This window comes from Patescibacteria group bacterium (genome assembly GCA_041653535.1).
Classification (GTDB): domain Bacteria; phylum Patescibacteriota; class Patescibacteriia; order JACRDY01; family JACRDY01; genus JBAZFH01.
In genome coordinates, this window is the sequence record JBAZFH010000003.1 from 107,934 (window position 1) to 132,543 (window position 24,610).

Annotated in this window: 27 protein-coding genes and 2 tRNA genes; 28 read left to right on the top strand and 1 reads right to left on the bottom strand. The window is 38.3% G+C overall.

Annotated features, from left to right (window positions below):
• Nucleotides 1-81: 81 nt before the first annotated feature.
• The 27 genes from pilM to WC310_04215 all read left to right on the top strand — a co-directional run bounded on the left by pilM (nucleotide 82) and on the right by WC310_04215 (nucleotide 23,666).
• Nucleotides 82-1,140 carry a type IV pilus assembly protein PilM gene (pilM, locus tag WC310_04085; protein MFA5358967.1) on the top strand — a complete coding sequence of 353 codons (1,059 nt, stop codon included), beginning with the start codon at nucleotides 82-84 and terminating at the stop codon, nucleotides 1,138-1,140.
• A gap of 12 nt (nucleotides 1,141-1,152) precedes the next feature.
• A complete protein-coding gene (locus tag WC310_04090) occupies nucleotides 1,153-2,400 on the top strand; it encodes a hypothetical protein (GenBank protein MFA5358968.1) in 1,248 nt (415 codons plus the stop codon).
• A gap of 4 nt (nucleotides 2,401-2,404) precedes the next feature.
• Nucleotides 2,405-3,031, top strand: coding sequence for a type 4a pilus biogenesis protein PilO (pilO, locus tag WC310_04095; GenBank protein ID MFA5358969.1), 627 nt, complete (start codon nucleotides 2,405-2,407; stop codon nucleotides 3,029-3,031).
• 24 nt (nucleotides 3,032-3,055) lie between these two features.
• On the top strand, nucleotides 3,056-3,382 hold the full coding sequence (locus tag WC310_04100) for a hypothetical protein (GenBank protein ID MFA5358970.1): 327 nt from the start codon (nucleotides 3,056-3,058) through the stop codon (nucleotides 3,380-3,382).
• 11 nt (nucleotides 3,383-3,393) lie between these two features.
• Nucleotides 3,394-5,148, top strand: coding sequence for a GspE/PulE family protein (locus WC310_04105; protein ID MFA5358971.1), 1,755 nt, complete (start codon nucleotides 3,394-3,396; stop codon nucleotides 5,146-5,148).
• 47 nt (nucleotides 5,149-5,195) lie between these two features.
• Nucleotides 5,196-5,600: a response regulator gene (locus WC310_04110; protein MFA5358972.1), complete on the top strand. Its 405-nt coding sequence runs from the start codon at nucleotides 5,196-5,198 to the stop codon at nucleotides 5,598-5,600.
• 5 nt (nucleotides 5,601-5,605) lie between these two features.
• Nucleotides 5,606-6,814: a type II secretion system F family protein gene (locus WC310_04115; GenBank protein ID MFA5358973.1), complete on the top strand. Its 1,209-nt coding sequence runs from the start codon at nucleotides 5,606-5,608 to the stop codon at nucleotides 6,812-6,814.
• Nucleotides 6,815-6,926: 112 nt separating this feature from the next.
• Complete coding sequence (locus WC310_04120; GenBank protein ID MFA5358974.1) at nucleotides 6,927-7,382, top strand: type II secretion system protein; 456 nt, start codon at nucleotides 6,927-6,929, stop codon at nucleotides 7,380-7,382.
• An 89-nt stretch (nucleotides 7,383-7,471) separates the two neighbouring features.
• Nucleotides 7,472-8,224: a prepilin peptidase gene (locus WC310_04125; GenBank protein MFA5358975.1), complete on the top strand. Its 753-nt coding sequence runs from the start codon at nucleotides 7,472-7,474 to the stop codon at nucleotides 8,222-8,224.
• Nucleotides 8,221-8,742 (top strand): prepilin-type N-terminal cleavage/methylation domain-containing protein, encoded by a 522-nt coding sequence (locus WC310_04130; GenBank protein MFA5358976.1) that lies wholly within the window; start codon nucleotides 8,221-8,223, stop codon nucleotides 8,740-8,742. Before WC310_04125 ends, WC310_04130 begins: the two co-directional genes overlap by 4 nt.
• Entirely contained in the window at nucleotides 8,735-9,331 is a 597-nt protein-coding gene (locus tag WC310_04135; GenBank protein ID MFA5358977.1) for a hypothetical protein, read from the top strand. Before WC310_04130 ends, WC310_04135 begins: the two co-directional genes overlap by 8 nt.
• Before the next feature lie 2 nt (nucleotides 9,332-9,333).
• Nucleotides 9,334-9,945 (top strand): prepilin-type N-terminal cleavage/methylation domain-containing protein, encoded by a 612-nt coding sequence (locus WC310_04140; protein MFA5358978.1) that lies wholly within the window; start codon nucleotides 9,334-9,336, stop codon nucleotides 9,943-9,945.
• Nucleotides 9,946-9,948: 3 nt separating this feature from the next.
• Entirely contained in the window at nucleotides 9,949-10,704 is a 756-nt protein-coding gene (locus WC310_04145) for a hypothetical protein (protein ID MFA5358979.1), read from the top strand.
• A 6-nt stretch (nucleotides 10,705-10,710) separates the two neighbouring features.
• A complete protein-coding gene (gene ligA, locus WC310_04150; protein ID MFA5358980.1) occupies nucleotides 10,711-12,753 on the top strand; it encodes an NAD-dependent DNA ligase LigA in 2,043 nt (680 codons plus the stop codon).
• Between the two features lie 472 nt (nucleotides 12,754-13,225).
• A complete protein-coding gene (gene gatC / locus WC310_04155) occupies nucleotides 13,226-13,525 on the top strand; it encodes an Asp-tRNA(Asn)/Glu-tRNA(Gln) amidotransferase subunit GatC (protein MFA5358981.1) in 300 nt (99 codons plus the stop codon).
• A gap of 79 nt (nucleotides 13,526-13,604) precedes the next feature.
• On the top strand, nucleotides 13,605-15,062 hold the full coding sequence (gatA, locus tag WC310_04160) for an Asp-tRNA(Asn)/Glu-tRNA(Gln) amidotransferase subunit GatA (protein ID MFA5358982.1): 1,458 nt from the start codon (nucleotides 13,605-13,607) through the stop codon (nucleotides 15,060-15,062).
• Between the two features lie 3 nt (nucleotides 15,063-15,065).
• Complete coding sequence (locus WC310_04165; GenBank protein MFA5358983.1) at nucleotides 15,066-15,509, top strand: hypothetical protein; 444 nt, start codon at nucleotides 15,066-15,068, stop codon at nucleotides 15,507-15,509.
• A gap of 5 nt (nucleotides 15,510-15,514) precedes the next feature.
• Nucleotides 15,515-16,669 carry a PKD domain-containing protein gene (locus WC310_04170; protein ID MFA5358984.1) on the top strand — a complete coding sequence of 385 codons (1,155 nt, stop codon included), beginning with the start codon at nucleotides 15,515-15,517 and terminating at the stop codon, nucleotides 16,667-16,669.
• Nucleotides 16,666-17,271 (top strand): thioredoxin domain-containing protein, encoded by a 606-nt coding sequence (locus WC310_04175; protein MFA5358985.1) that lies wholly within the window; start codon nucleotides 16,666-16,668, stop codon nucleotides 17,269-17,271. Before WC310_04170 ends, WC310_04175 begins: the two co-directional genes overlap by 4 nt.
• A 139-nt stretch (nucleotides 17,272-17,410) precedes the next feature.
• Nucleotides 17,411-17,498: transfer RNA gene (locus WC310_04180), tRNA-Ser, on the top strand.
• Nucleotides 17,499-17,725: 227 nt separating this feature from the next.
• Nucleotides 17,726-18,232 (top strand): hypothetical protein, encoded by a 507-nt coding sequence (locus tag WC310_04185; protein MFA5358986.1) that lies wholly within the window; start codon nucleotides 17,726-17,728, stop codon nucleotides 18,230-18,232.
• A gap of 31 nt (nucleotides 18,233-18,263) precedes the next feature.
• The gene (locus WC310_04190; protein ID MFA5358987.1) at nucleotides 18,264-18,848 is read left to right on the top strand and encodes a GDSL-type esterase/lipase family protein; all 585 of its coding nucleotides are present in this window, start codon (nucleotides 18,264-18,266) and stop codon (nucleotides 18,846-18,848) included.
• 9 nt (nucleotides 18,849-18,857) lie between these two features.
• On the top strand, nucleotides 18,858-19,754 hold the full coding sequence (locus WC310_04195; protein MFA5358988.1) for a GerMN domain-containing protein: 897 nt from the start codon (nucleotides 18,858-18,860) through the stop codon (nucleotides 19,752-19,754).
• 46 nt (nucleotides 19,755-19,800) lie between these two features.
• Nucleotides 19,801-21,597 (top strand): DNA primase, encoded by a 1,797-nt coding sequence (dnaG, locus tag WC310_04200; GenBank protein ID MFA5358989.1) that lies wholly within the window; start codon nucleotides 19,801-19,803, stop codon nucleotides 21,595-21,597.
• 91 nt (nucleotides 21,598-21,688) lie between these two features.
• Nucleotides 21,689-22,918 carry a sigma-70 family RNA polymerase sigma factor gene (locus WC310_04205; protein ID MFA5358990.1) on the top strand — a complete coding sequence of 410 codons (1,230 nt, stop codon included), beginning with the start codon at nucleotides 21,689-21,691 and terminating at the stop codon, nucleotides 22,916-22,918.
• Nucleotides 22,919-22,958: 40 nt separating this feature from the next.
• Nucleotides 22,959-23,030: transfer RNA gene (locus tag WC310_04210), tRNA-Asn, on the top strand.
• A 60-nt stretch (nucleotides 23,031-23,090) separates the two neighbouring features.
• On the top strand, nucleotides 23,091-23,666 hold the full coding sequence (locus WC310_04215; protein ID MFA5358991.1) for an ATP-binding protein: 576 nt from the start codon (nucleotides 23,091-23,093) through the stop codon (nucleotides 23,664-23,666).
• A gap of 161 nt (nucleotides 23,667-23,827) precedes the next feature.
• Here WC310_04215 and WC310_04220 read toward each other — a convergent pair whose 3' ends face one another.
• Nucleotides 23,828-24,124, bottom strand: coding sequence for a hypothetical protein (locus WC310_04220; protein MFA5358992.1), 297 nt, complete (start codon nucleotides 24,122-24,124; stop codon nucleotides 23,828-23,830).
• 173 nt (nucleotides 24,125-24,297) lie between these two features.
• On the opposite strand from WC310_04220, the gene WC310_04225 reads away from it, so the two are divergent.
• The coding region (locus WC310_04225; protein ID MFA5358993.1) for a hypothetical protein at nucleotides 24,298-24,610 on the top strand (313 nt) is incomplete at its 3' end.

The window sequence follows — 24,610 nt, forward strand, 5'->3', positions numbered from 1 at the left end:
ATAAAGGGTAAAATCTGTTATAATTTATACGACTTAAATTGTTTTGGCTAAATTAAAAGGAAAAAAACAAAAACAATAATTATGGCATTGTTTTCTAAGGAAAATAGTTATTTAGGCGTTGATATTGGCGCTCATAATATTAAATTAGTCGAGCTGGAAGACCAACGGGGACGACCGAGATTACTGACTTATGGATATACCGATCAAATCGTGAGTTCAGATGTTCCTGATCTACTAGAAAATGTTGATGAAACGGTTTTAATCATAAAAGAGTTGATTAAAAAAGCTAAAGTGAAATCCAAAAAAGTCGTAGCGGCGTTGCCTGTATCTTCGATTTTTAGTTCGGTTATAAGTTTATCGAATATCAAGGCGGATTCTCCGAAAGATTTAGAAGACGCAATCAAGTGGCAGGCAAAAAAAGTTATTCCCATGCCGTTAGAAGAAATGATTTTATATCATAATGTTTTAAAAAAAGCGGAAGAAAAGGTTGACGGTCGGGCGTTAGTACAAAGGTTTTTGCTGACCGCCGCTCCGCGCAATCTGGTAAAAATTTATTTAGATATTTTTAAAAAAGCTGGTTTGCAAATCATTAGCTTAGAGACAGAAAGTTTTGCCCTTTCGCGTTCTTTGATTGGCAGCGATAAATCGGCAGTGATGGTGGTGGATATGGGAGAGGCAACTACCAATATTTCAGTTGTTCGTGACGGTGTGCCGCTTTTGAATCGCAGTATTGATACTGCCGGGCAGAGTTTTACGAAAATTTTTAGTAAAAATTTAGGTCTTGATAACCTCACCGCCGAAAGATTTAAAAGGGATTTGAGCGGTCTTACCGCGCAAAGCGAGATAGCCGCTATTAAAGAGTTGTTTGATAATTTAGTCCATGAAATTAATTATTGTTTCAATCTTTATCAGCAAGAAAGTAACATGATAGATGGTAAAATAGAAAAAATAATTTTGACCGGTGGGTCTGCGTTGTTGCCGAATTTAGATAAATATTTGTCGCAGAATTTAAATGTTAAAGCCTTTCTCGGAGATCCGTGGGCAAGGATAGTTTATCCGCAAGATCTGCAGCCGATTTTGGACAAGATTGGTCCTCGTTTATCCATTGCTATTGGTTTGGCAATGAGAGAAATCAGCTAGAGATTTTATTTTATGACTGATATAAATCTTTTACCAGAAGAATTGCGTAGTGATGACAAAAAACGCGTTAAAGACCAACGCGAAGAAATTGTTTATACCGATCCGGCAAAACAAAATAAATTTTCAAAAGAAATAAAACCCATAACCAGTAAAGTCGGTTGGTGGAAAAATTTTTTATTTTCTAGAAAAGACAGAAAACAGTTAAAAAAACAAGACTCTCCAGTCATAACATCTTCCAAACCTCAAACCATTAACGATAAAAATATTTTTTCCGTACCGAAACCGCCAGAAATTCCCAAGACAATCTATACCCAGACACCGCGTGAAAACCCTTCGGTTATGCAGGCGCAAAAAATAGAAAAAACTGCGATGCCAAATTTAATACCCCCGATTTCTTATAGAGATTCGGCAACTGAACCTAAAAAAGAGATGAAACAGACTTTGGCGGTAAAAAAATCGTGGTGGTCAAGGTTTTGGCATAAATTCTTTTTTCGAAAAACAACGGTTCAAATTAAACCTAGAGAAATATTGATGCCAGCGGCGCCAAAGGTGGGACCGGCTAGGGATGTTTCCGATATTTCCTTGGTATCTCCAGCAGTAAAAGACTCGTCGGAAAAAATTAATTTGGATTCGACCGTGATGCATGAACCGCAAAATCATCGTTTGCGCGGAGCGCCGGAGGTTGATTTGGCTTCAGATGAGAGTTTTTTATTTACTTGGTCGGAATTTTATCATCGTTTACAAGTCGGCGGTATTGTTTTGTTGTTGGCAATCATTTTTTTGGTAGCCATTTATTTTGCTATCGCTAGAGTAATGTCGCCGTCGAGCGATCAGGGTCAAGCGTTAAGCGCTAATATTGCGGCTTTGGAAAAACAGTTGACGGATTTTGAAAAAAAGAAGGGAGAGGTGGTTTTGCTTGATCGTCGGTTAGCGCAGCTTAATAGTTTAGCAGAGAAACATTTATTTTGGTCACGGCTTTTTGTTTTGCTGGAAAAAGATACTTTAGCCAATGTTTATTATACCAGCATGACTGTTGATCAAAGTGGTAAAATAATTTTTTCCGTCTCTGCTCCCGACTATCCGATATTGGCACAGCAGTTGGCGATCTGGCAATCCGAACCGTTAGTTTCTTCAGTAGAATTTTCTTCAGCTACAATTGATGAAAATACCGTGTTGAGTCAAGACTCTAACGCGCCTAAAATTACCACGGTTAGATTCGATTTGGTTTTAAATCTTAACCCAGAATTTTTAGCGAAATAAGATTATGGATATCAACAGTAACAATATCAACCGTGAGGCAAAAAACGGTAAAAATAAAACCAACCCGATTCTGTTTTTTGTTTTTCGTAATTTTTATTGGATTACCTTTTTGGTTGTCGCGACGCTTGTAATTTTGGTTTATTTATTTATTTTTCGATCGCAGCTTACCGCTGATAACGTGGCTAAAACTTTTTCTTATCGTAGCGAAATAGAGCGCCTTGATTCTTTAAAGAAAAAGACCACTGAAATAAAAAAAGTATTGAGTGATTTTGATAGTTTCTCCCAGGATGAACTAATTAGATTGTCTCAGATACTACCCGCGGAAAAAGATCTGCCTAATTTGATAATTCAACTTGATAGTTTGGCTAAGCAAAGCGGGTTAGCGCTGTCGTCTTTTAGTATTTCCGAACAAGTTTCTACGAAAAAAGTTGTTGATGCGCAGCAGGCGACCGGGTCTGTTAAGGAGTTGATTATCAGTTTAAATTTAAAAGGCGGTGGTTATAATAATCTCAAACAGTTGGTTAGTCTAGTCGAAACTAATATGCGTTTAATGGATATTTCTTCCTTTGTTTTTGCGCCAAACGACAGTGGTTCTTTTACTTTGTCGTTGAAAACATATTTTTATAATTAAAAATTATACGTTGTCTAAAAGGCTATGCTGGTTCAAAAAGAGGTAAAAAGCAAAAAAACTTTAGTCTTAATATTAATAATCATAGCTACTTTGGGTGTTAGCGGTTATCTTTTATATTACAATATTAATTATTCCGTAAACCGCGGCAGTAATAGTCAAATTTTTAGCATGATGGATAACAGTATGAAGAATAGCGTTGGTTCTTCAAGCGGGTATGAAGAAGTAATATGGAAGGTTCTTGGTCTTAAATCTAATGATGTTAAAAATTCTAAACTAGACAAATTGCAACGGCATGTTTTACCACTGAGCTTGGAAGGCTTGGCAATAGGTCATCCGGATATTTTTAGATAATTTTATCAAATATGGAAGACGCTAGTCGTTTAATAAAAATTAAAGAGGTTCTAAAAAAGCGAGGCATTATAAATGAAGAAATGTCTCAATCTATCGAAAGCCAGGATTTTGCCAGTATGGTTGATTTTTTTGATTTTTTAGTTAAGCAGCTTTCCATAGATGAAGATCGTATTTATCCAGAACTTTCCGCAATATGCGGATTACCTTATATTGATTTGCGAACCAAAGAAATTCCTGACCGGGTATTATCTATTGTTCAGCGTTCAGTGGCTCAAAACTATAAATTAATTGCCTTTGATTTGACGGACAGGGAGCTGTCAGTTGGTTTGGTTAACCCTTATGATTTTCAGGCGATACGGGCGGTGGATTTTTTAGCAAAACAAAAGAAAATAAAATCCAAACTTTATTTGATTTCCTCCGAGTCGTTTGAAGCGGGTATGGGTCAATACTCTGATTTTGACAGTGAGGTAAAAGAAGCCATCGCTTTAGTCGAACAAGAAAAAGAGCAAAAAGTATTTAAGGCTTCGGGCGGTAAAAAAGACGAAGAGGCGGAATTCGAAGAAATTATTTCGGAAACTCCGGTTTCTAAAATAGTTTCTATGATTATAAAGAAGGCGGTGGAAAGCCGAGCTTCTGACATCCATATTGAACCAACAGGAGAGGGGAGTCGAGTGCGCTATCGTGTCGACGGCATGCTTCATACTTCTTTGAATTTGCCTGGTCATATTCATCCGTCCGTGATTTCTCGTATTAAAGTTTTGGCCAATCTCAAACTTGATGAAACTCGTATTCCGCAAGATGGTCGTATTACTTTGAATATTGATAAGCAAAAAATAGATTTTCGTGTTTCTACCATGCCCCTTTTAAATAAAGAAAAAGCGGTTTTGCGCATTTTAGAGGGGTCGGAAGCGGTTCCTACTTTAAAGGATTTGGGATTTTCCGATTATCAAATTAGAGTTATGGAGGCAAATATTAAACGTTCCCATGGTTTTTTTCTAGTTACTGGTCCGACCGGATCTGGCAAATCAACGACTATTTACTCAGTTTTAAATATTTTAAACCAAGATCAGGTGAATATAGCCACTTTAGAAGATCCGATAGAGTTTTATTTGGAAGGAGTAAACCAGTCGCAAATTCGTCCGGAGGTAAAATTTACTTTTGCTTCGGGTTTGCGTTCCCTTCTGCGGCAGGATCCAAATATTATCATGGTGGGGGAGATTAGAGACAGCCAAACCGCGGAGATGGCGATCCATGCCAGCCTGACAGGGCATTTAATATTTTCTACTTTACATACCAATGATTCTTTGGGCGCGGTGCCACGTTTGATTGACATGAAAGTGGAACCGTTTTTACTGGCTTCAACTTTAAATATTGTAGTTGCTCAACGTTTGACTCGTAAAATTTGTCAGGCTTGTAAAGAACAGATAGAAATTCCCGATTATCTGTTAAAAAATATCATGAAAGAATTTGACGGTATTGACAAGGACCAACTGCCGCAAGGTTTAGATATTTCTCATCCAGTGTTTTATCATGGTCGAGGTTGTGATTTGTGCCAAGGCAGCGGTTATCATGGTCGCGTAGCTATCGCCGAAATTTTGAGTATTAATGATGAAATAAAGCGACTGATAGTTTCCGGTTATAATATTGATGAAGTAAAAAAAGAAATGCGTAAACAAAAAATGCTAACCCTGATGCAAGCGGGATTGCTTCGTGCCGCGGAAGGACTGACTACCGTGGAAGAAGTTCTTCGTGTCATTCAGGAATAAAAGGTTTATTGGATCAAAATTAATAATTTTAAATTAAAAATAATCATATGGCGGAAGGAGACAAAAAAACCATTCTTTTAGTGGAGGACGATACATTTCTTGCGGGAATGTATAAAACAAAATTTGAAATGGAGAATTTTAATGTGATTTTGGCCGAAGATGGGTTTAAAGGTTTTCAACTGGCAAAAGAAAAGGCGCCGGATATAATTTTACTTGATATTCTTTTACCCAAGATGGATGGTTTTGAGGTGTTGGAGAAAGTCAGGGCCAGCGGTGATACTAAAAAGATACCGGTTATTATGTTAACTAATTTAGGACAGAAAGAAGACGTTAAGAAGGGTTTTGATCTCGGTGCCGATGGTTATTTGATTAAGGCGCATTTTATGCCTTCGGAAGTGGTGGAGAAAATAAAGTCAGTATTAGCCGGTAAGAAAGAGGAAACAGAACAATAGTTTTTATGGCTTTTTTCCAGTACAAAGTACAAGATAGTAGCGGTCGCATTTTTAAAGGATTGGTAGAAACAAGCAGTGAAGCCGACGCAAAAAATATTTTGGAAAACCAAAACTATAATATTTTGTTTATCAGAGAAGCAAAAAAGCGCAGTAAAATTTTGGATATTTTGCCATTTTTAGAAAGAGTTTCACCCAAAGATTTGGTCATATTTTCCAGGCAGTTATCTATTTTAGTTTCCGCCAATTTACCGCTAGTCGAAGCTCTTGATACGTTAGCACGGGAGACGAAAAGAGAAAAAATAAAAATAATTGTTTCTCGTGTTGCCGACTCTGTCGAAGGCGGTAAAAAATTATCCGAAGCCATGGCAGAGTTTCCTGAAGTTTTTAGCAATTTTTTTATAAAGCTTATTGAAACAGGAGAAAGAGTCGGCAAACTCGATGAGGTTTTGGAATATCTGGCAGACGAAGAAGAAAAAAGTTATGATCTCCGGGCGCAGATCAGGGGTATGCTGATTTATCCCGCTTTTATTTTTGTTGTAATGATCGGTATAGTTATTTTTTTGATGGTGTATGTCATGCCAAAAATGTTGAATATTATCAGAGACGCCAAGGCAGCGTTGCCGATTACCACCAGAATATTGATTGCAGTTAGCGATTTTATGCAGAATTATATCATTGTTTTAGCTTTAGGAATTGTTGGTTTGGTCGCTTTATTTTTTGTCTATACCAGGAGTGCCGGAGGGAAGGTTAAATGGGATAAATTTAAGTTAAATTTTCCTGTGGTCGGCAAGGTGATCCAAAATATTTCTATCGTTCGCCTTTCTAATAGCTTGTCAATTTTACTTCAGGGAGGTGTCGACATGGTCAGTTCGCTTAAAACTGTCGCTGGGGTGATGGATAATAGTGAATATAATAAATTAATAGTTAAAGCGTCAAAAGAAGTGGAGGATGGAAGTTTTTTTGCCTTGACATTAGCAGACAGTAAATATATTCCCGACATGGTAACGGAGATGGTTAGAGTAGGGGAGCAAACCGGCAGGTTGGAAAATTCATTATCTCAAATTAGCTCTTTTTATACGCGGGAAGTAAAGCACTCTGTTACTAACCTTGTTGGCTTGATTGAACCACTCGTGATTATTTTGTTGGGTGTCGGTGTTGCTGTTGTCGTTTCGGCGATGATATTGCCAATGTATCAGGTTGCTAGCGGAATTTAAAAATGCTATAATAAATAAGGAAATTAAAATATATAAGTTAACTAATTTAAAGTTTTACGTCGTTTTTCAAAAAAAATAACGATGTATTAAAGAAAGGAGGTAAAACCATAAAATGAAAAACAAAAAAGGTTTTACTTTGATCGAATTACTCGTGGTTATTGCTATTATCGGATTACTGTCTACTTTAGCGGTAGTGTCCCTAAACAGCGCTAGAGTTAAGTCTCGTGATGCTAAAAGGGTTGCTGATGTCAAACAAATCCAGACAGCGTTGGAATTGTTTTATTCTTCAAGATCATCTTATCCGGAAGCAGACTGTGATCTGGGAGCGTCCGGCGGGTGTGTTTGTCTTGACGATGCTGGTTTTGGTAGCAGTACTTGTAGTACGGCGCCTGTTTATATGGGATTGATTCCTGGTGGTCCGTCCGAGAACGAATATTATCACTATACTGGTTCCGACACGTCACCACAGGATTACACCATTACTTTCACTTTAGAGGGCAAAACCGGCACTTTACCTGCTGGAAATTGCACTGCCACTTCGGCTGGTATGACTTGCGCTGCTTTATAAATGTATAGATAGGAAATAATATAAAAATAACCCCACGTTTTTGCGGGGTTATTTTTTTCTTCAAAAAATGGTAAAATAAAGACAGTTTTATGGACATGATAAATTTTTTATTTATAGCTATTTTAGGCTTAGTAATTGGTAGTTTTTTAAATTGCCTGGTTTGGCGGATAAATACTAAAAAGGGTATTTGGCTGGGTCGTTCGGTTTGCCCGCGATGCAGTCATGCTTTGGATTGGAAGGATCTGGTTCCTTTGGTAAGTTGGTTTTGTCTTGGCGGCAAATGTCGGTATTGCCGGCAAAAAATATCATGGCAGTATCCGGCAGTAGAGATGCTGACCGTCGTTGTTTTTGTTTTAATGTATTTCAAATTCGGTTTTACCTTGACCTTATTAGCTAACCTAATTACCGCTTCTTTTTTGATCGTTATTTTTATTTATGATATAAAATATTATCTAATTTTAGATCGGGTAAGCTTGCCTGCTATAATATTCGCGATTTTTTCTGTTTTGGTTTTTAATTATGGTTTTATGAATCACTTGGCAGCTGCTGTAATAGGGTCGGGTTTTTTTGCTTTGCAATATTTTTTATCCGGCGGCAGATGGGTCGGCGGAGGAGATATCCGTTTGGGTTTTTTGATGGGCGTTGTTTTAGGTCTGCCGCAAGTTGTCGCGGCGATTTTTATCGCTTATTTTCTCGGAGCGATAGTAGGAGTGGGACTGCTTTTGACGAAAAAAAAGAAAATGGGGTCCGAAGTTCCTTTTGGCGCTTTTTTAGTGCCGGCAACGTTGATAGTTATTTTATATGGTAACCAGATTATGAACTGGTATTGGTCTATATTATGACTGTAAAAAATAAAAAAGGTTTTACTTTAATTGAAATGCTCGTTACGTTATCGATTATTTTAGTTATTGGTTTTTTAGCCATACCCGGGTCTTTTGACAGAGAAAGCAAACTCGCCGATGTTCAGGCGCCGTATTTTACTATCCAGACGGATATAGTTTATATGCAGGCAAGGGCAATCAATGGTCAGACAATCAATATAGATGGACAAAAAGTGGTGCCAGCTTATTATTGGATGGTGGTTAACGATCATGGCTATACTTTAGGCGCTGGTGATAATATTATTGACATGAACGTGATTAAGACTGTTGATTTGCCTCAGATAAATTTTTCACCAGTCGGTTGTGTGTTAAAAATAGCGCCATACGACTTTTTGCCGGAAGCTGAAAATTGTAATTCTATAGACAATAAAGTAACTTTCAACGCCCAAAGCGATTTTTTTTCGCCGCCAGGGTTAATATTGGATTTGACTAATGGCAATATAACCGAAGAGAGGTCTATAAATTATTTTTATGAATAAGGTATTAAAAAATAAAAAAGGGCAAACTTTACTGGAAATAGTTTTTGTTTTACTGATTTTGCTTTCCGCGGCAACTGTTTTAATGTCTACTTATTTTTATTCTAATCGAGCGCAAGGAGTCGATCTGCGTCAAAGCCTTGGTTCTCAGTTTGCTCGCGAGGGTTTGGATTTTGTGCGCAATCTTCGTGACAGTAATTGGCTAAATCCAGATAAAGATTGGAGTGACGGTTTGATTTCTACGGATAACCCGGACAATGTCAGCAGAGCGCGGTTAGAGTGGGATCCGACGAGTGGCAGTGTTAATCTAAACTTTTTAGTCAATGATATTACCGAATCTCAGATTTATAAGCATAACAATGAAAATGGATTTTATTTTAATTATGATGCCGCTGCCGGCGAAGCAACGGGATATTATCGTTTGATGGAAATAGAAAAAATTTGTGACCAACAAAATTTTCCGCCGCAAACACCTTGCCAGAATGGTGATTTATTAGTCGGTGTTAAGGTAACTGCTGTGACGCAGTGGTCTGGTCAGCCGGGGCAAACAAAGGAGTATCGTTTATCTGACTATTTGTATAATTGGAAATAAGTATGAATAAAAAGGCAAAAGAGAAGCGTGGTTTTACTCTATTGGAAACATTGATAGCGATGTCTATTTTTATCATCATTTTTATTTCTGTCATTGGCATTTATCTTAATACCAGGAAAAATTTTGACGTGGTGAGCAGGCGAGCGACTGTAAACAATGAAAGCCGGATTTTAATCGAAAGAATAGCGCGCGATATTCGTTTTAACGAGATTGATTATGCTGCCGCTGGTTGGTTGGATCCAAACGGCGACGGGATTACTAATGAGATCCGTTTGATTAATGAAGATGGGAAGATGATAGGTTATAAGATTGCCAGTGATCAAACGGTTTGCGGTGCAGTCGGCGTTGTTTGTTTGATGTACGGCGCTCAAGACCAGGAAGGTAATTTTTCTTGGGCGAAGATTGACAACGTTAGTAATTTTGGTAACGGAGGTATGAGTTTTATTGTTTGGCCGACCGTCAGTCCCTTTTTGGATTTAGACGGCAACGGAGTTTTTGATTCCAATATTCAGCCGCGAGTAACGATAAGTTTCGGCATTGTTGACGACAGCGCCAGGGGTGGTTGGTCGGATTTTGGTCAAACTACGATTTCTTCACGGGTTTACAAACGATAAAATATGATTTTTATAAAAAATAAAAAAGGAAATACGCTAATCATTTCTTTGTTTGTAGTTTTGGTGTTACTTGCCGAAACAATATTTTTGACCAATCAAGTGATAACTTCTTTTCAAGAAGGAAGATTGATAGACAACTCTTTTACCGCTTGGTATCTGGCAGAGTCGGGGGCGGAAAATGTTTTATACCGGACGCGACGAAAAGAAGATTTTAGCGTTCCGCAGGAAGTTTCTCTCGATAATGGGCAGATAAAATTTGCTATAAAAACAGAACAGTCGGTAACTGTCGATATTTTACGTAACGATTTTTATCAGTTAGATTTTTTTGATATTCCTCTAGACCAGGCGGTAACCGGTATAAGCTTACAAACCACTGATTCGTCGGGTGCTAGTTCGCTGGAAGTTTTTTCTACTTCTTGGAGTTCTGCTATCAGTGCCGGAGTGCCAGCGACAAATGTTTTTGGTCCTTATGGAGTATCGATATTGCAAGAAGGTGTTGATGTTCAACTAGGATTACAACCTGGTCTTTATCATCGAGCAAAGCTAAAAGCGCTTTTTGGCGATGTTAAGGGCTTGACGATTACCGCTTATGGTTATAACGGCGAGCAACTTGATTTACCGACGCGTTTGATATTTGGCACTGAAGGTTATTTCGCCAACAGCAGTCAAAGAATTAAGGTGAGTATGCCGAAAAATCCTCCAATTTACGGCTTGTTTGACTACGTTTTATTTTCCGAGGAATCGATTGAGAAAGAATAAATTTTTATGCTAAAACAATTAAATAAGCAAGAGGCAAGAGAAAGGATGAAAAAGCTGATCGAGCAAATCGATGAGTTACGTTATCGCTATCATGTTCTTGATGATCCGTCGGTGGATGACGAAGTGTATGACTCTTTAGAGCGAGAGTTGGAGGCCCTAGAAGATCAATATCCTGATTTGAAATCAGAGGACTCTCCACTACGGCGTATCGGCGGAAAACCGCTGGACAAGTTTGAAAAAGTGCGCCATCAGGTACGGCAATGGTCGTTTAATGACGTTTTTGATTTTGTGCAGTTGCAGGATTGGAATGAAAGAATATTAAAAATTTTAGAAAAAGATTTGGGTTATCGTCCGGTGTTAGAATACTGTTGTGAATTAAAAATTGACGGATTACATACCGTTCTGACTTATGAAAATGGATTATTAAAAGTTGGAGCAACTCGCGGCGACGGACTGGTTGGCGAGAACGTAACACAGAATATTAAAACCATTCGTAGTATTCCGCTCAAAATAAACAAGCCACTTGATATTATTGTTGAAGGTGAGGTGTGGCTTTCGGCTATGCAGCTGGATAAAATTAACCAGCTGCGCAAAAAAAACGGTGAAACGGAATTTGCCAACCCACGTAACGCTGCCGCCGGCACTATTCGTCAGCTCGATTCTAAAATAGTTGCCGCCAGAAAACTTGATTGTTTTATTTATGATTGGTCGTGGTCGGCAAAAAACGATTTGCCGCAAACTCAAGTACGGGAACTTGAAACTTTGCGTGAGCTAGGTTTTAAAGTCAATAAACATTATCGGTTGTGTAAAAATTTGGACGAGGTAAATAAGTTTTGGCAAGAATGTGACAAAAAAAGAAAAAGTCAGGATTACTGGATTGACGGTATTGTGATAAAAATAAACCAGCGGCAGTATCAGGAGTTCCTTGGTCATGTTGGTAAGGCACCGCGTTGGGCGGTAGCTTTCAAGTTTGAAGCTGAAAAAGTAACAACCGTTATTGAGGATATTCAGGTACAGGTTGGAAGACTCGGTACTTTAACGCCGGTAGCTCATTTACGACCTGTCAAACTTGCCGGTACGACAGTAAAAAGAGCAACGTTGCATAACGAAGATCAAATAAGGAAATTAGGCGTTAAAATAGGTGACACGGTAGTGATTCAAAAAGCCGGAGATATTATTCCAGAAGTAGTGCAGGCGCTGCCCAAATTGCGTACCGGAAAAGAAAAGAATTTTAAAATGCCAGAGCGCTGTCCGATTTGCGGTTCAGTGGTGAAAAAAACGGAAATTAGCGATAAAAAGCAGAATAAAAGTGTGGCGTTTTTTTGCACCAATGCCAAATGCTATGCCCAAGAGCTTGCCGCTTTGACACATTTTGTTTCTAAAAAAGCTTTCAATATTGATGGACTGGGAGAGAAAATCGTCGAGCAGCTGATGAATGAGGGGTTGGTTAAAAATGCTGCTGATTTTTTTGAGTTAAAGAAAGAGGATCTCGAACCGCTGGAAAGATTCGCTGAAAAGTCGGCTGACAATTTAATCGCGGCGATAGAAAGTAGTAAAAGAGTAACATTGGCTAGGTTTGTTTATGCCCTAGGTATTCGTCATGTTGGCGAGGAAACAGCGATTGCTTTAGCGGATCATTTTCCTAGTCTTGATAAAATTAAAACGGTGAGCGAGGAAGATCTGCGGAAAGTTTCTGATATTGGTGAAATAATGGCGCAGTCTATATATAAGTATTTTCATGATAAAGATAATCTAAAATTGCTTGATCGATTGCTAAATTCAGGCGTAAAGATTGAGGGTGGGAGGTTAAAAGTAAAAAGCAATAAATTTGACGGTAAGACATTTGTTTTAACTGGTACATTAAGCAGTATGAGCCGTGATGAAGCTAAAAATAAAATTCGTGAATTAGGTGGTGATATCTCCGGATCGGTTTCTAAAAAAACCGATTATGTCGTGGTGGGCGACGATCCAGGCTCAAAACTTGCTAAAGCTGAGGATTTTGGAATTAAAGTGGTTGAAGAAGAAGAGTTTTTAGAAATGATAAAATAAAAACCCCGCTAGGATTTTTCTCTTCCGAGACTGTCCTTTAAGGCGGGGGTTTTGTTTTATGGAGGCGTTTCCGGCGCTTTATTCCACAACGAAAGGAGGTGTTTCTGTATCACAGATTTGCAGACCCGTGTTACGACGCCGGAAACACCATATGAACGTAGCTTACAGCAATTTTTTTTACTTGTAAAGACACAAAAACCCCACATTTTGTTATGAGGTTTTGATTAGAATGAAGAGATGTCTACTCAAGTGTCATTTTTTTAAAGATATCCTTGAGTTCCGATTTCTTGGGATAGCTGTTGACTGCACTATATTTGCGTCCGATTATGCATTGTGCCACCGGTAAGACATGGTATTTACAAGACACCGCGAAAATATTTTAGCCTATTGTCCGGTTTTATCAAATAATGCTGTTTTATTTGTCACAAGCCATTATTATTTGCTATAATACTTTTGTTAATCAGCAATATTTATGTCTAAACTTAGCATAAAGGAGATAGAGCATATCGCTGCCTTGGCTCGGCTAGAGTTAAAGGAAGAAGATGAGAAGAAGTTTGCTAAACAACTTTCTTCCATTTTGAGTTATGTTGATCGTTTGTCTGAGGTGGAAACAGACGGGATTTTGCCTATAGCACAAGTGACTGGTTTGGAGAATGTTTGGCGCGACGACGAAGTTGTTGATTGTTCGATCGAAGAAAAAAATAAAATATTTGATAATTTTCCCACTAAGGACGGGAGGCATATTAAGGTAAGGGGAGTGTTTGAAGAATAGAGGGGAGATCAGGAGATGAAGATGTTGAGAAATTGAATATAAGCATCGTTGCGGGTTTTTTATTTTTTTATTTCTAATCATGAATCTAAACGAACTAACAATTAGACGGGCTCACGAAGGATTGCGCAAAAAAGAGTTCAGCGCGGTAGATCTTTTGGAATCTTGTCTGGAAAGAATAGTGGCTGTTGATGACAATTATGTCAATGCTTTTTTGTCGGTGACCGAAGATTTAGCACGAAAGCAGGCCACGAAAGTTGATGGTAGGATAAAATCTGGAGAAGAAATCGGGATTTTGGAAGGGATTCCAATTGCCATTAAGGATAATATCAATATCGCTGGAGAGAAAACTACCGCGGCATCAAAAATTTTGGAAAATTATATCGCGCCTTATGACGCAACAGTGATAAAAAAACTCAGAGAGGTCGGTGCGGTATTGATCGGCAAGACTAACCTTGATGAATTTGCTCATGGCGCTTCAACGGAAAATTCCGCTTTTTTTACTACTCATAATCCTTGGGATACGCAAAGAGTGCCTGGAGGATCTTCCGGCGGTTCAGCAGCAGCGGTAGCGGCTAGCGAATGTATCGCTGCACTTGGTTCTGATACCGGAGGATCAATTCGTCACCCGGCGGCTTTTTGCGGGGTGACTGGGTTGAAACCAACCTATGGTCGGGTTTCTCGTTACGGATTGCTGTCCATGACTTCGTCAACCGATGTGATCGGTCCGATCGCCAAAAATGCGCAAGACGCAGCCATCTTGCTTAGTGCTATTGGCGGTTTAGATAAAAAAGATTCAACAACCGTTGATCAACCGCTGGAAGATTATCTGAAAGAATTAGACAGGGTAAGGGGTCTGACTATCGGTCTGCCAAAAGAATTTTTTTCCAAAGATTTAAATCCGGAAATTGCCGAGATGGTTCGGCGCGCCGCCGTATTATTTGAAGAAAATGGTGCCAGGATCGAAGAAGTATCATTGCCACATAGCCAATATTCGATCGCTATTTATTATATTTTGACACCTTCGGAAATATCGGCTAATTTGGCGCGTTATGATGGTATTCGTTTCGGTTATCAAAACAAGGAGGCAAAAAAACTTTTTGAAGTTTATGCTAAAAGTAGAGGGGAAGGTTTTGGTCCGGAAGTTAAACGGCGAATTATGCTCGGCACTTATGCGTTGTCTGCCGGATATTACGACGCTTATTATCTGCAGGCGCAAAGAGTGCGCAGCGTGATTCAAAAAGAGGTGAATAAGGTGCTGGAAAAAGTTGATGTAATTTTGACGCCATCAGCGCCGCACACAGCCTTTAAAATAGGCGAACAATCTGACGATCCGCTCAAAATGTATCTTGAGGATATATATATGGGACTGGCAAGTATTTTAGGTTTGCCGGCAATTTCCGTGCCTTGTGGTTTTATCAACGGACTGCCTGTTGGTATGCAGCTGATCGGTAGGCAGTTTGCCGAACGCGATGTTTTGTATTTAGCTAATAAATATCAGGAGTTGACTGATTGGCATAAACAGACGCCGAAAATATAAACTATGACTATTACTTTTAACTCGGTTGACTATATCGTCATGATTATTATTGCTGCTGCGATAATAGTTGGTTTGGTTTTTTGGTTTGTCAAAAAATCACACCCCGCGCCAATAGATGATTTTTCTGCCAAAAAAATCAGTGAAGAATGGTTGCAGATCGAGGAGCTAATTAAGCAGGATTCACCTAATGCTTGGAAGCTAGCCGTGCTGGAAGCGGATAAACTGGTTGACTATGCACTTAAAACATTAGCTGTTCCTGGTAAAGATTTCGGCGAACGGATTCGTGCTATCAATTATCAGTTACCTAGTATTAGAAATGTTTGGCCGGCACATATAGTACGTAATAAACTGGTTCATGAGTCAGATTATCAGTTGGATAAAAAAACGGCCGTTCGTTCGGTTCAACAGTTTAAAGAAGCGTTAAAGACATTAAAGGTTTTAAAATAAACATTATGTTTAGGCGTTTGGTTGTTATTATTGTTATTGTATCGTTGATTTTTCCTAGGATTTCTCTTGCTGATTTCAGATATGACCTTGGTTTGCAACAGGGAGATATTAGGATTTCCGGCGGGCAGATGATAATCGGTAAAACAATGAACGTTATTGCTCGGATTCATAATTATGGCACGGAAGACGTCCGTGGCTATTGTACTTTTTACGCCGACGATGTACCACTTGGCAGTTCTCAGGAAATCTCGGTGTTGTCTGGTACTTATGACGATGCTTGGGTAGAGTTTATCGTTCCTCAAAATTCTTTTAACATTCGTGCCATCACTTATCTTAATGAACATACAGACGAAAACGTTTCAAATAACGAACAGCAAACGGTTATGTTTGTTCCCGATATTGATACTGACGGTGACGGCATTGGTGATTTGTCTGATTTTGATGATGATAATGACGGATTTTTGGATATTGACGAGACAAACAATTACCGCACTGATCCGAGAAAAGCCGATACTGACGGTGATGGTTGTCCCGATAACAGCGATCAATTTCCCTTGGATCCCATAAAGTGCAATGAGCAGGTGATAATAAAAGATATTGTTCCGGCTGCGATAGAAAAAATTGTTCCGACTACTAAATCAGTCGCGTCTGAAAAAGAATTAGTAAATAATAATAAACAGACGGTTGAATCTACTACTGTCGATGAAAATGGCGACGTTGTTGTTTTAGCAGGTGAAGATATTAAAGTATTAGGGGAAGAAACCGATCAATTGATTACTGGATTGGAAATATCGGCAGTGCAGATTGGTTGGTCGAAGTATAAATTTCAGTCGGATATTCCCGGAGAGTATTGGGACCAGTTTAGTTACGTTTGGATTTTTGGTGACGGTAGACAATCAGTTGATCGCTTAGCCGTTCATCGTTTTTTTGGCGCTGGTGATTTTACCGTGAAATTGCGGGTAGAAGACAAACAGAGAAATGGCTGGGAAGCTCAGACAAACATAAGTATCTCTTGGTGTAATCCGGGAAATTGGCAGCTATGGTTGCTTATTTTGTTTCTTTGTGTTATACTTATTTCATTGGTTTATTTTATAGAAAAATCTAGGGCTACTAAAGTAAAAAATAGATTAAAAAGAATAATAAATAAAAAAATAATATGACCGAAGAAAAAAATGGTTTACAGCCAAAAAAAGGTTTTGTTTTAGGGATAGTTATTGGTATTGCCGTTGTCGGCATTCTGTCTCTTATTGGCGCTTTTGTTTTGATTGCTACTAGCGGTGAGGCAGATATTACTGTAGCTGGTGAAAGCGTTGTTCAAGGAAGTAATATTGTCGCTAAAAATAACGATCCATTGGCCGGTGTCGCAGCCGCCAGTTCTTTTCAGGAAAAAGTAGATGCCCAAATTTGTAAGGAAGATGGAAAACCGGTGGTATATTTATTCTCTACTACTGGTTGCCCTCATTGTAAGTGGGTAAAGCCGGCTTTTGATGAGATTGCCGATAAGTATGTCAAAGAAGGGAAGATAGTCGCGTATCATTGGGAGCTTGATACCGGTGATGATACTTTGACTTCAACGGTGGAAACCGCCACTGACCCAAATCATGAAGCGATTTATACTCAATTCAATCCGGAAGGAACTGTCCCAACTTTTGTTTTTGGTTGTAAATATTACCGTATAGGTACTGCCCATGAACAAGACAGTTTTGGTTTAGACGGCGAAAAAGCCGAGTTTGAGGCTTTAATCCAGGAGTTGATTAAGTAATATAGATACAAAAAAATAGTAAACGGTGGTTAAAAGCCGCCGTTTTTTAGTTATTGAATGTTTGGTTGAAATGATATAAGATAGATATCAGCAAGTTATGAGTAAAATGGCGCTTTTATTACCGGAATAAATCCGTAGTGGAGGGATCGCATAGCGGTCGAGTGCGCTCGCTTGGAAAGCGAGTATATCGAAAGGTATCGGGAGTTCGAATCTCCCTCCCTCCGCCATGGATTTATTTGCATGATCAATAGTTCGTGATCAGTACAAGAAATTTTGATTATTTAGAGGTACTTAATCAGGTCGAAGGGTTAAGGCTTTTAGTTGCAATATTTGAAAAAAAATATTTTATTTCAATTGTCATAAGATGTAACTAATAAATTTTTTACCACAAAAGATAAGTTTATTAATTGGATTAAAGAGGTTGAGGTTGCTTTATAGAATTATAAAAATTAGTATGATTAAATATCAATTTTTCCCAAGGTCAATCGGAGTAAATAAGCAAGTAAAAAAAATTATTGATTGTTTTTTAGCCGTTAATGATAAAATTTGTTCACCAGAGCACACCCTTTCAAGCAACGAAGTATTGTCGATCCTAAAATTAAAACTAATTAAGGTCTCTATGCGGGTAGAGAAGGGAAAAACCACTGGGTTAAAAATTCCCGTCCCTGTTTTATTTGGACTTAATAATAAGATTGACCAGCATTTTGACGCCGACGCATTGAGTTCTGACGGAACGATCGTTTTAGAAGTGGAAGCGGGACGAGCGGTTGATAATTACCAATTTTTAAAAGATATATTTCAAGCCTCTATGATGTATGGTGTCGAATATTTGGTTTTAGCCGTAAGAAATAATTATCGTGGGCATGATGATTTTAAAAAAATTTATACTTTTTTAGAAACACTTTATATTAGTAATAGGCTTCATCTTCCATTAAAAGGAGTTTTACTGGTTGGTTATTAGTTTTTACAATATAATATTTAAGATAGGATATATGCCAGTAATTTGTATATTCGGCGATAGCACGGCTTGGGGCGCTTGGGATAAGGAGGATGGAGGGTGGGTAAATAGATTGTGGTTGGAACAAGCTGCTAGCGGTGGAAAATCTTGTATTTACAATCTTAGTATATCCGGCGGAACAACGGAAACTATTTTGGAAAGATTTGAACGGGAAGCAAAAATCAGGGAAGCGGATATACTTATATTCCAAACCGGTGGAAATGATGCGGCGTACGACAAAGATATTAAAGAGCACTTAGTTTCACCTGATAAATTTGAAAAAAACATCCAAGAAATTATTGATTGTGCCAAAAAATTGGTAAAAAATATTGTCTTTGTTGGTTTTAACAATTGCGACGAATCTAAAACAACCCCGGTTTCTTGGTGCAATTTATGTTACACTAACGATTTTACCCAAAAGTATAACGGTATAATAAAAAATTTGTGCGACAAAAATGCAGTTAATTTTATCGATATTTTTGGTCTACTGCAAAATACTGATCTCGAAGATGGATTGCACCCCAACGCCGCTGGTCATAAAAAGATTTTTGCTGCAGTAAAAGATTCTTTAAAAAAATAACGTCTTCCTATGAAAAAAACGTTGATCATTTTGGTAGTAATTGTGATTATTTTAATTTTGACGGTGATTGGCGTTAGGATTTTTAGTGGCGAAGACAATTGGATCTGTGTTGACGGTCAGTGGCAAAAGCATGGTAATCCTAGCGCGGAAAAACCAACAACTGGTTGCGGTACGGAAAATATAAACGAAGATTTGTCGGATGCCGAGATTAAGGATGTTCAACTGTCAGATATTATTTCTAGTCCGTTAGAGTTTACCGGCCAAGCAAAAGGCAGTTGGTTTTTTGAATCTAGTTTTCCAGTCAAAATTATAGATGATAAAGGACAGGAATTAGGCAGCGGTATAGCGACCGCGCAAGGGGATTGGATGACCGAAGATTTTGTTCCCTTTACTGCCAAAGTTGATTTTAAACATGGTCAAGCCACAAGTGGCTTTGTTGTTCTTAGCAAAGACAATCCCTCGGGACTAGCGGTAAATGACGCCTCAATGAAAATACCGGTTAATTTTAGCAATCAGGAAAAAATTATAGTTAAGGTTTATTTTGGCAATAATCAGTTTGATCCGCAAGTTTTATGTAATAAAGTTTTTGCTGTTAATAGGCAAGTGGTTAAAACCGTTGCTACGGCTAGAGTAGCTCTCGATCAACTGTTATCCGGACCAACGACAGAAGAGTTTAATATTGGTTATTTTACTTCTTTAAATCCTGGTGTTAAGATTCAAAAACTGGAAATTGCTAACGGCGTAGCTTCGGTCGATTTTGACAAAAGCCTAGAGCAAGGTGTCGGCGGATCTTGTCGTGTCGCTGCTATCCGTGCTCAGATTACGGAAACGTTGATGCAGTTTCCGACGATTGATAAAGTGGTTATTTCTATTAACGGTCGTGTTGAAGATATTTTGCAGCCATGAAATAAGGCCAGGAGTTTTGAAAAAGTTTAATTAATTAAATTTTTTTGTGCTATCATCTATTGATGAAATAAAATCCAAGGTTGATATAGTTGATTTACTTTCTGAATACGTGAAACTAAAACAAGCGGGGGTTAATTGGAAGGCAAATTGTCCTTTTCATCATGAAAAAACCCCGTCTTTTATGGTTTCGCGTGACAAACAAATTTGGCACTGTTTCGGTTGCGGCGAAGGCGGGGATATTTTTACTTTTGTTCAAAAAATAGAAGGACTGGATTTTTCCGAAGCTTTGAGTGTGTTAGCTAAAAAAGCCGGAGTGATTTTACAGCACGAAGATCCGTCAATAACTAATCAGCGCACGCGGCTAGTCGATATTAACGATTTGGCGGCAAGATATTATCATAAGGTTCTACTGGAGTCATCAATAGCGCAGTCTGCGCGTGATTATTTAGCTGCCCGCAGTGTTGATGCCGCTACTATTGATGAATGGCAGTTAGGTTATGCTCCAGACAGTTGGGATCAGACTTCTAATTTTTTAAAAAAGAAAGGTTATACTGAGCAAGAAATATTTTTAGCCGGATTATCCGTACGTAAAGAAAAAGGAGCGGGTTTTTATGATCGTTTCCGCGGTCGTCTGACTTTTCCGATTCGTGACCATAATGGTCGAGTCGTCGGTTTTTCGGCGCGGACACTTGATCCTGACGCTAAAGAAGCAAAATATGTGAATACGCCGCAAACTCCAATTTTTAACAAAGGGCAACTTTTGTTTGGGTTAGATAAAGCCAAGCAAGAAATTCGTAAGCAAAAAGTAGCAGTGTTAGTCGAGGGAAATCTTGACGTAATCACTTCTCATCAATACGGAGTAAAAAATGTTATTGCTTCTTGTGGCACGGCGTTGACTATTGATCATACCAAATTAATCAAACGCTATACTGAAAACCTTTCTCTTTGTTTTGACCCAGATACTGCCGGACAGTTGGCAGCGGAACGCGGTATTGATATTGCTTTACTGGAAGGTATGAATGTTCGGGTTATTACTTTGCCAGACGGGGAAGATCCGGATAAGTTTATTAAAAATAATAATGCCGATGTTTGGCGCGCTCGTGTTACCGCTGCCGTACCGGTGATGGACTATTATTTTGACAAAAGTGTTGTGGGAGCTGATATTACTAGGTCGGAAATAAAAAAAGAGCTCGTGGCAAAATTATTGCCGGTAGTGGCTAAAATTTCCGACCAAGTTTCTCAAGCTCATTGGTTACAGCAGTTGGCTGAAAAATTGTCAATTCCGGAAAATATTTTGCGGGAGGCTTTGAGCGGTCTGATGCGTAAAATCGTTCCTAGTCGCGATAAAGCCGTGCCGGTTTTACATTCTCAGATGAGTCGCCAGGAAATGATGAGTGAGCAATTTTTTGCCCTGATGTTTAATTTTCCCGATTTAATGCCACTTGCCGTAGAACGGATAGCCCCTGATGCTTTATTTGGGGATAAATCCAAAGACCTTTACACAAGTTTAATAATTTACTATAATAACAACCGCGATAGTTTGACTGGTAAAAACAACCAATTTATGGAAGGTTTTACCTCGTATCTTGATAAGGGTCTTGCTGAATATCTAAACCAAATGACCTTATTAATTAGTAAGGATTCAGAAGATATAAATTTTGAACAAGCAAGGGGTGAGATAGTCAAAATTATAAAAGATCTAAAAAAAGAATATATTAATTCCGAGCTCCAAAAGTTGAGAGAACAAATCAAAATCGCTGAGAAAGCGGGGGATAGCAATGAAGTCAAAAAATTATCAGAACAATTTTCTTATTTCACTGATCAGCTTTATAATTTAAGTTAGGTCAATTTTTTTTAATTTTGCCTAAAACAATAAAATTTTTTAAAGCAGCTGATCACCCTGTTTCTTTTAAAAAAAGGTAATTTTTTAAATTATGGCATTAGCCAAAAAGAAAAACATTAAAAAACTTTCGTTTAAAAAGAAAGCGGATAGTAAAAAAGTTCATCATGGAAAAAGACGTGATTTGGGCGGTAAAAAATCTATTCATGCTTCCAATGAAACGATAGTGGAGCCAAGTGTCGATGTTTTGCGCTCGCTTCTAGCCAAAGGCGCGGCGCGAAATTTTATTACCGAAACTGAGATTTTGCATTTTTTTCCGCAAGTCGAACATTATTTGGATAAATATGAAGAGTTTTGGGACAAACTTGATCGAAAAGGAATACAAATAGTTGAGATAAAAGGTGGTCTTTTGGGACGGAGCAAAAGGGAAAATCGCGAAAAAGTTTTGGGCGAAGTAATGTCCGATGTTGACGAATCTCGAAGGATTGATCTTTCGGAAATTTCGGCAGATTCGATCCAAATGTATTTACGAGAAATCGGCAAAGTGCCGCTGCTTACTTCGGAAGAAGAGGTGGCATTAGCTAAAAGAAAAGAGAGAAACGACAAAGAAGCGGAAAAAAGATTAATTGAAGCCAATTTACGTTTAGTAGTTTCGATTGCCAAAAAATTTGTGGGCAAGAGTTTGTCGTTGGCAGATTTGATCCAAGAGGGTAATATTGGTCTTTTTCGGGCAGTAGAAAAATTTGAATATCGTAAGGGCTATAAATTTTCTACTTATGCTACTTGGTGGATTCGTCAGGCTATTACCCGCGCACTAGCCGATCAGTCACGTACTATTCGTATTCCTGTTCACATGGTGGAAACGATTAATAAATTTCAGCAGGTGGAGCGTCAGTTGATTCAAGACCTCGGTCGCGAGCCGTTACCAGAGGAAATCGCCGCAGAAATGGGTGAGGATCTTGACAAAGTTCGCCATATCATTAAAATATCGCAAGACACTATTTCGTTGGAAACGTCAGTTGGCGATGATGACGAAGATAGTACGCTTGAGCAGTTTATCGAAGATGTCAAAAATATTACACCGGATCGTTCCGCTGCGTTGCAATTATTACGTGATTATGTAAAAGAAACCATTCGTGATTTGTCACCGCGTGAGCAAAAAATATTAGAAATGCGTTTCGGGCTAGTTGATGGCGTGTCGCATACTTTGGAAGAAGTCGGACAGGAATTTGACGTTACCCGTGAACGTATTCGTCAGATTGAAGCAAAGGCTCTGGAGAAGATTCGTCATAGTGAAGGAATTGATAAATTAAGGGATTATTAAAATATAGATTTTTTTGACAAATAATTATAGTCTTAAGTGTTCGGGGGTAGCTCAGTGGTAGAGCAGGTGGCTGTTAACCACCCTGTCGCAGGTTCAATCCCTGTCCCCCGAGTACTTGAGACTATTTTTTTGTTTTTTTGACCAAACGGTTTATCTTTAGTAACATGTATTTATGCCTAAACATTTAATAATGACAATTGGTTTGCCGTTTTCTGGTAAGTCTAGCTTGGCGCGGAAGTATGAAGCAGAAGGGTACGAAATCATAGAAAGAGACAAGATTTTGCCAGAACTTTTGCGATCCAATGAATTTCGAGAAAAATTAAGCTCATTATTAAAGACAAAAGAAGGGATTTCTGATCAAGAGTTATTTGACGTAAAAAATCGATTACTCGCAGAGATGTTGAGCGAGAAAGTCAGAAATTTAATATTGACCAGCAGAGCTGACAATTTTTTTTACGACGGTACCAATTTGCAACGTATATCTAGAGCTGGAATTTTAAAATTGAAAGACGATGGCGTAGAGGTCAATGCCATGTATTTGAAGGTTCCTTTAGAGGAAATAGTCGATAGGGCTAAAAAGGTTTATGTTAACGGAGAGCGAAAGGGGAGCTTTAACGAACAAGCGTTACCGGCGTTAGTGAAAATGATTAATATGTTTGAAGAGCCGGAATTAACCGAAGGATTTACCGATTTGAAAATAATAAATGTTAGTCAAGAGACTGATCAAGAATTTAAAAGTTTTAAATAAATAATAAACAAGGGTTTGAAATTATTTTTTACAAAAAATAAAAAGACCGTATTTTGTTGCGGTCTTTTTTGGTTGTCTATCTTTTAGTGATACAAAAGAAATTTATCAGTAGTATTGTTATTAACCCCGCTCCCCAAATATTCTGATAGGGTGCGGGAAAGTCAAGGATGGGAACGCCGGACGTCAGAGCGCAACCAATAATACCACCGATCGTAAATATACTTAAGGATAGCGCGGAAGACTTGATCGTTTCTTTTTTTTATCTCCCCGCTGATTATTAAGTCAAATTTGGCTTGGAGATTCATTGCGAACCAGAATGAGAAAACGATAACCAGACCAAAAAGTTGAGCGTAATTTTCTTGATATTTTGGGGTAGAGTGTGCAAAGCAACAGACGATCAGTAACAATGCCCCTAGTCCGATAATCCCAATAATTCGGTGTTTATTTTTCGTTTTCATTTACTACCTCCTTTGGGTAGAGACTTCTGATTTTTTATTGTCAAATAATTTATTATTTTTACATAACATTATTTCTTTGTCAAGGTGGTTTGTAGGGATAGATGATAAGCTTTCTTTTTTTACCTTTTTTTGTTAATATACCAACAGGGTAAGTAATAATATTCTATAAAAATATGAGAAAAATCGTTTTGTTTTTAACGGTTTGCTTACTGGTTGGCGGCTTTACGCCTTTTTCGGCTTTAGCTATTGATTTAGTGCCAGGAACCTTAATTAAAACATCTTCTTCTTCGTCAGTTTATTATTATGGCTACGACGGTAAGCGTCATAGCTTCCCCAACGAAAAGATATATTTTTCCTGGTATAAAGATTTTAATAATATCCGTACGGTTACTAATTCGCAACTATCTGAGTTGAGTTTGGGGCAAAATATAAAACTTAGACCGGGAACTTACTTAATGAAACTTATTAGCGATCCAAAAGTTTATG